Source organism: Betaproteobacteria bacterium (assembly GCA_016791345.1).
Taxonomy (GTDB): Bacteria; Pseudomonadota; Gammaproteobacteria; order Burkholderiales; family JAEUMW01; genus JAEUMW01.
Map to the genome: position 1 here is coordinate 1 of JAEUMW010000093.1, position 6500 is coordinate 6500.

The window sequence follows — 6500 nt, forward strand, 5'->3', positions numbered from 1 at the left end:
GCCAACCTGCCCGACTTCAACGGCAATCATCCGGCGCCCAACCCGCAGCCGAGCGATTACCCCGGCCTCAACAACCTGCTGGATTTCGACTATCACCTGGTCGGCACGCCGACGGATGACCTCATCCGCGGCGCGGGCGGAGACGACACGCTATCGGGCGCCGATGGCAACGACACTCTGATGGGACGGCAGGGTTCCGATGTGCTCGACGGCGGCGCCGGGCTTGACACGGCAAGCTATTTCGGTCCGCGCGCAGCCTACGCGATTACCTGGAACAACGGCCCGAGCGTCCTCTCGACCTTCGACGGATTCGACAGCCTGAAGAACATCGAGATCATCCAGTTCGCGGACAAGACCGAGCACATCACCGACCAACCGCTCGATTACATCGCGTCCTACACGGACCTGATCGCGGCACTCGGCGACAATGCCCCGGCAGGCTTCGATCACTATCTCGGCAACGCCTACGCCGAAGGCCGCTCGGTCAGCTTCGACAGCATCGAGTACATCGCCTCCTATACCGATCTCATCATGGCCTTTCACACGCAGGTGGCGGCCAATCCGGACTCGGAGATCGGCGCATCCCACTACATCGCGAGCGGCCATGCCGAGCAGCGCGCGCCGGCGCTCTTCGACGCCGCGCAGTATCTCGCCAACTATGCCGATCTGCAGGCTGCCTACGGCAACGACAGCGAAGCCGCGACGCTTCACTTCATCACGCACGGCTACTTCGAAGAGAGAACGGATCACGCGCCGGCGTGACGCTCACCCCCAAGCGGGGCGGCAGGATTCGCGGTCTCGACAACCGCTCAGTTGAACGGAGCCGCTACCGCCGGCGGCCACCACGGCTCGGCCGATCGCGGGCTTCATGCACCTTCAGCGGCTGGCCGTGAAAGTCTTTCCCATTCAACCCGGAGATGGCAGCGAGCGAGTGATTCTTGCCCGGCATCTCGACGAAAGCGAAACCCCGGCATTTGCCGGTGAACAGTTCGCGCATCACTTCCACGGAGTTCACTTGGCCGAAGGGCTTGAAGAGGTCGGCGAGCTCAACGTCTGTCACCGCTTCTGCGAGATTACCCACAAATATGTTCATTTCGGCTCCCGTTGGGTTCATGAAATCAGTGCAGTATTGCGTGCCCTCGGGCGCGCGCTCAGCGGGTGAACAGTGCCGGCACCCGAGGAACGCGTTCCCCTCGCCCAGGCTCTCGCCGCGGGCTGCGCCGTTCTTCGCGTGCCGCGATGTTGCCATTGGGTTCTCCACCGGAACGACCGGCCGCCACGCGAGACGCCGCATTGTTTCCCGCACGAGGGTTGCCCGAGCGGGGCCCGGAGCCGCGGCGCGGTGAAGCATCGCGGTCACCGAATCCGCGCCCACGAGTCTCGCCCTGCTTATTGCGGTTGCCGGACTGCGCATGGCGTGGTGCGCTACGCACCGCCGACTGCCGCCACACCGTCGGCTCGAATCCTGCCACTACCCTTCGCTCGACGGGTTGCTTCAGCACGCGCTCGATGGCGGCCAGCAGCCCCTGTTCGTCTGAAGACACGAGCGAGACGGCGTCGCCCGTGCTGCCGGCACGGCCAGTGCGGCCGACGCGGTGAACGTAATCTTCGGCGACCTGCGGCAGATCGAAATTCACCACGTGCGGCAGCGCCTGAATGTCGAGCCCGCGCGCCGCGATGTCGGTGGCGACCAGCACGCGTATCTTCCCGCGCTTGAACTCTTCGAGAGCGCGATTGCGCTGCGGCTGGCTGCGGTTGCCGTGAATCGCGTCTGCGTTCAGGCCGCCGCGCGAAAGCTGCTGCGCGAGCCGATCGGCGCCGTGCTTGGTCCTGGTGAAAACGAGGATCTGCTGCCAGTCCCCTGCCTTGATGAGGTGGACGAGCAGCTCGCGCTTGCGGTCCGCGTCGACCGGATGCATGACCTGGGTCACGAGAGCGGCCGCGGTGTTCTGCTTCTCTGCCGCGACCATGACCGGATCGTCGAGGAACGAATCCGCGAGCTGGCGGATCTCGGATGAGAAGGTGGCGGAGAAGAACAGGTTCTGGCGCTTCGCCGGCAGCAGGGAGACGATACGGCGGATGTCGTGAATGAATCCCATGTCGAGCATGCGGTCGGCTTCATCCAGCACCAGCATCTCGACCCGACGCAGATCGACGGAGCGTTGCTGCACGTGATCAAGCAGGCGGCCCGGCGTGGCGACGAGCACGTCGACACCCTGGCGCAGCGCGCGGACCTGATTTCCCATGCCGACACCGCCGCAAACCGTGGCGGTGCGAATGCGCTGATGCCGGCCGTAGACTCGCACGCTGTCCTCGACCTGCGCCGCAAGCTCGCGGGTCGGTGCCAGGATGAGCGCGCGGATCGGATGATGCGCCGGCGATGCGCTCGTGTTTACCCGCGTGGCGAGCCGCTGCAGCAACGGCAGCGTGAAACCGGCGGTCTTGCCGGTGCCGGTCTGCGCGCCCGCCAGAACATCGCGTCCTTCGAGGACGAGCGGGATGCACTTCGACTGGATGGGGGTAGGTTCGGTATAGCCTTGATCCGCGACAGCGCGGAGCAGCTCGGCCGACAGGCCGAGGCTTTGGAACGACGTATTAATGGACTTCTCCTGAGATCGGCCTGCGAAAGGGTCAACCCTTCAGAACCGGTTCAGGCAGATGCGAAAGCTTGATTGAAGAATTCGAGGGGGCTTGAGAACAACCACGAAAAGGCAGTGAGGCGGACCGGATTGCGCATCACGAAAACCTTGAGGCGCACTATACACGGATCTGCCCCCGAAGTCGCGGGCAAGGCTCGCCGCACTCCAGCCTTACCCCACCCAGTGCCGCGCGTTGCGGAACATCCTGAGCCAGGGCCCGTCCGCGTCCCAGTCCTCGGGGTGCCATGTGTTCTGGGCGGTCAGGAACACGCGCTCGGGATGCGGCATGAGAATGGTGAAGCGACCGTCGGCGGTGGTAAGCCCGGTGATGCCCTGCGGCGAGCCGTTCGGATTCAGCGGATAGATTTCGGTCGGTGCGCCGCGGTTGTCGACGAAGCGCAGCGCGACCCGCGCCTGCGACATCCGGTCGGCGCTGGCGAACTCGGCGTAGCCCTCGCCGTGGGCCACCGGGATCGGCAGGCGGCTGCCGGCCATGCCGGTGAAGAAGATCGAAGGCGAGTCCTGCACCTCGACGGTGACGAAGCGCGCTTCGAACTGCTCCGAGCGGTTGCGCACGAAGTGCGGCCACGCTGCGGTGCCGGGGATGATCTCGTGCAGGTTGCTCATCATCTGGCAGCCGTTGCACACGCCGAGCGCGAATGTGTCCTCGCGCGCGAAGAACCCCTCGAACTCGTCGCGGGCGCGCGGGTTGAAGAGGATCGACTTGGCCCAGCCCTCCCCTGCGCCGAGCACGTCGCCGTACGAGAAACCGCCGCACGCCGCGATCCCGACGAAATCCTCCAGCGACAGGCGGGCGGCGATGATGTCGCTCATGTGCACGTCGACCGCGGCAAACCCGGCGCGATCGAATGCCGCTGCCATCTCGACCTGACCGTTCACGCCCTGTTCGCGCAGGATGGCGACGCGCGGCCGCGCGCCGGAAGCGATGTAGAAGGCCGCGACGTTCTCCTGCGGGTCGAACGTGAGGCGCACCTGAATGCCGGGATCCGCCTCGTCGAGGATGCGGTCGTGCTCCTCCTGCGCGCAGACCGGATGATCCCGCAGCCGCTGCATGTGGTAGGTCGTGGCGGACCAGATGCGCTGCAGATCACGGCGCCGCTCCGCCAGGAAGACCTTGCCCGCGAGCCGGATCTCCACCATCCCATCCGCATTGGTCGAGCCGACATCGTGCACCGCCGGTCCCAGCCCGGCCTTGCCGAAAGCCTCGCGCACCGCCGGCACATCGCTCGCGCGCACCTGGACGAGGGCGCCCAGTTCTTCGGCGAAGAGCGCGGCGATCGCCTCCTTGCGCGAGCGCGCGATGGATTCCAGATCGATCGTCGCACCGCAGTGTCCGGCGAACGCCATCTCGCAGAGCGTGACGAACAGTCCGCCGTCGGAGCGATCATGGTAGGCGAGGAGGCGCCCGCCGCGGTGCAACTGCTGGATCACCGCGAAGAACGCACGCAGCGCGTCGGGTCCGTCGACATCGGGTGCGGCCTCCCCCACCTGCCGGTGGACCTGCGCGAGCGCCGATCCGCCGAGACGGTTGCGGCCGCAGCCGAGGTCGATCAGCAGCAGCCGCGTCGCACCCTGATCGAGGCGCAGACGAGGCGTGAGCGTGGAGCGCGCGTCTTCGACCGGCGCGAACGCGGAGACCACCAGCGACAGCGGCGCCGTCACGGCCTTCTCGACGTCGCCGTCGCGCCATGCCGTGCGCATCGACATCGAATCCTTGCCGACCGGGATGCTGAGGCCGAGCTTCGGACACAGGTCGAGCGCGACCGCGGCGACGGTATCGAAGAGCACCGCGTCTTCGCCGTGGTGGCCGGCCGCCGCCATCCAGTTGGCCGAGAGCTTCACGTCGCCGATGTCGCGAATGGCCGCTGCCGCGATGTTGGTGATCGCCTCGCCCACCGCCATGCGCCCGGAAGCAGGCGCATCGACGAGGGCGAGCGGTGCGCGCTCGCCGATCGCCATCGCCTCGCCGCGGTGGGTGCGGTAGCCGATGAGGGTGACCGCGACATCCGCCACCGGCACCTGCCACGGCCCGACCATCTGGTCGCGCGCCGTAAGGCCGCCCACCGTGCGATCGCCGATGCTGATGAGGAACGTCTTGTCGGCGACACCGGGCAGTCGCAGCACGCGGTGCGCGGCGTCCTTCACGTTGAGCTCTGCCCAGCGGAAAGGCGGCAGCGGCGCATGCACGCGGCGCACGTCGCGCGTCATCCGCGGCGGCTTTCCCAGCAGCACCTCCAGCGCCATGTCCACCGGCCGGTCGCCGAAGAGCGGGTCGTTCACCAACAGGAGCCCGTCGTCGGTCGCCTCGCCGACCACGGCATGGGGACAGCGCTCTCGCGCGCACAGTGCAGAGAACGCCGCGAGCGATTCGGGCAGGATCGCCAGCACGTAGCGCTCCTGCGCTTCGTTGCACCAGATCTGCACCGGGCTCATCCCCGGTTCCTCCGACGGCACCTTGCGCAGATCGATGCGCGCACCGCGCCCGGCGCCGTGCGCCAGTTCCGGCAGCGCGTTGGAGAGTCCGCCGGCGCCGACGTCGTGAATCGACAGGATCGGATTGGCCTCGCCCAGCGCCCAGCAGCGGTCGATCACCTCCTGTGCGCGGCGCTGGATTTCCGCGTTGCCCCGCTGCACGGAATCGAAGTCGAGATCCTCCTTGTTCGACCCTGCACCCATGCTCGAGGCCGCACCCCCGCCCATGCCGATGAGCAGCCCCGGGCCACCCAGCTGGACCAGCAGCGCACCGGCCGGAATGTCGCACTTGTGCGAATGGATGCCGGCGATGTTGCCGAGCCCGCCCGCGAGCATGATCGGCTTGTGATAGCCGCGCACTTCACCTGCCACTTCCTCCTCGAAGGTGCGGAAATAACCGGCGAGATTCGGTCGACCAAACTCGTTGTTGAACGCCGCGCCGCCCAGGGGTCCGTCGACCATGATCTGCAGCGCCGAAGAAATGCGCTCGGGGCGTCCATAGCCGTGCGCCTCGCTGTCTTCCCACGGCTGGATGAAGCCAGGAATGCGCAGGTTGGAGACGGAGAAGCCGGTGAGCCCGGCCTTCGGCTTGGCACCGCGCCCGGTGGCACCCTCGTCGCGGATCTCGCCGCCCGCCCCCGTAGCGGCACCCGGGAAGGGTGAAATCGCCGTCGGGTGGTTGTGCGTCTCCACCTTCATGAGGACGTGCGTGCGCTCCGCCGTGTAGCCGTAGCGGCCATCACCGCGCGGGTAGAAGCGCTCGATGGTCGGTCCTTCCATCACCGCGGCATTGTCGGCGTAGGCCACCACCGTGCCTTCCGGATGCAGGCGGTGCGTCTCGCGGATCATGCCGAAGAGCGAGGTCGTCTGCGGCACGCCGTCGATGACCCAGTCGGCATTGAAGATCTTGTGCCGGCAGTGCTCGGAGTTCGCCTGCGCGAACATCATGAGCTCCGCATCGGACGGGTTGCGCCCGATCCTGGCGAAGTTCTCGAGCAGATACTCGATCTCGTCGGCGGAGAGCGCGAGCCCCATCTCCTGATTGGCGCGCAGCAGCGCCGCGCGACCGCCCCCCAGCACGTCGACCGTCGCCAGCGGCGCCGGCGTGACTTCCTGAAAGAGCCGCGCCGCGTCCTCGAAGCGGTCGAGCACCGTCTCGGTCATGCGGTCGTAGAGAAAGGGGGCGATGGCGCCACGCTGCGCGGCATCGAGCGGCTGCGCAGCATCAGTCACGATCGTGTAGGCGACGCCGCGCTCGATGCGCCGGACGGCGTCCAGACCGCAGTGGCGGGCGATGTCGGTCGCCTTCGACGACCACGGCGAGAGCGTGCCGAGCCGCGGCACGACGAGGAGCAGATCCCCCTCGTG

General features: G+C 67.3%; 4 protein-coding genes. 1 reads left to right on the top strand and 3 read right to left on the bottom strand.

All coding sequences use genetic code 11. The features are described 5' to 3' along the window. A partial coding sequence (locus JNK68_03750; GenBank protein ID MBL8539465.1) for a hypothetical protein occupies positions 1-762 on the top strand: 762 nt, incomplete at its 5' end. A 64-nt stretch (positions 763-826) separates the two neighbouring features. On the opposite strand, the gene JNK68_03755 is transcribed toward JNK68_03750, so the two are convergent. From JNK68_03755 to purL, 3 genes are all read right to left on the bottom strand, one after another. Beyond that, complete coding sequence (locus JNK68_03755; GenBank protein MBL8539466.1) at positions 827-1093, bottom strand: RNA-binding protein; 267 nt, start codon at positions 1091-1093, stop codon at positions 827-829. Between the two features lie 58 nt (positions 1094-1151). Beyond that, positions 1152-2600 (bottom strand): DEAD/DEAH box helicase, encoded by a 1449-nt coding sequence (locus JNK68_03760; protein ID MBL8539467.1) that lies wholly within the window; start codon positions 2598-2600, stop codon positions 1152-1154. A 210-nt stretch (positions 2601-2810) separates the two neighbouring features. Beyond that, the coding region (gene purL, locus JNK68_03765) for a phosphoribosylformylglycinamidine synthase (protein MBL8539468.1) at positions 2811-6500 on the bottom strand (3690 nt) is incomplete at its 5' end.

Coding starts and splice junctions, on each gene's coding strand:
- JNK68_03755 (MBL8539466.1), bottom strand. CDS start 1,093: ATGAACATATTTGTGGGTAATCTCGCAGAAGCGGTGACAGACGTTGAG.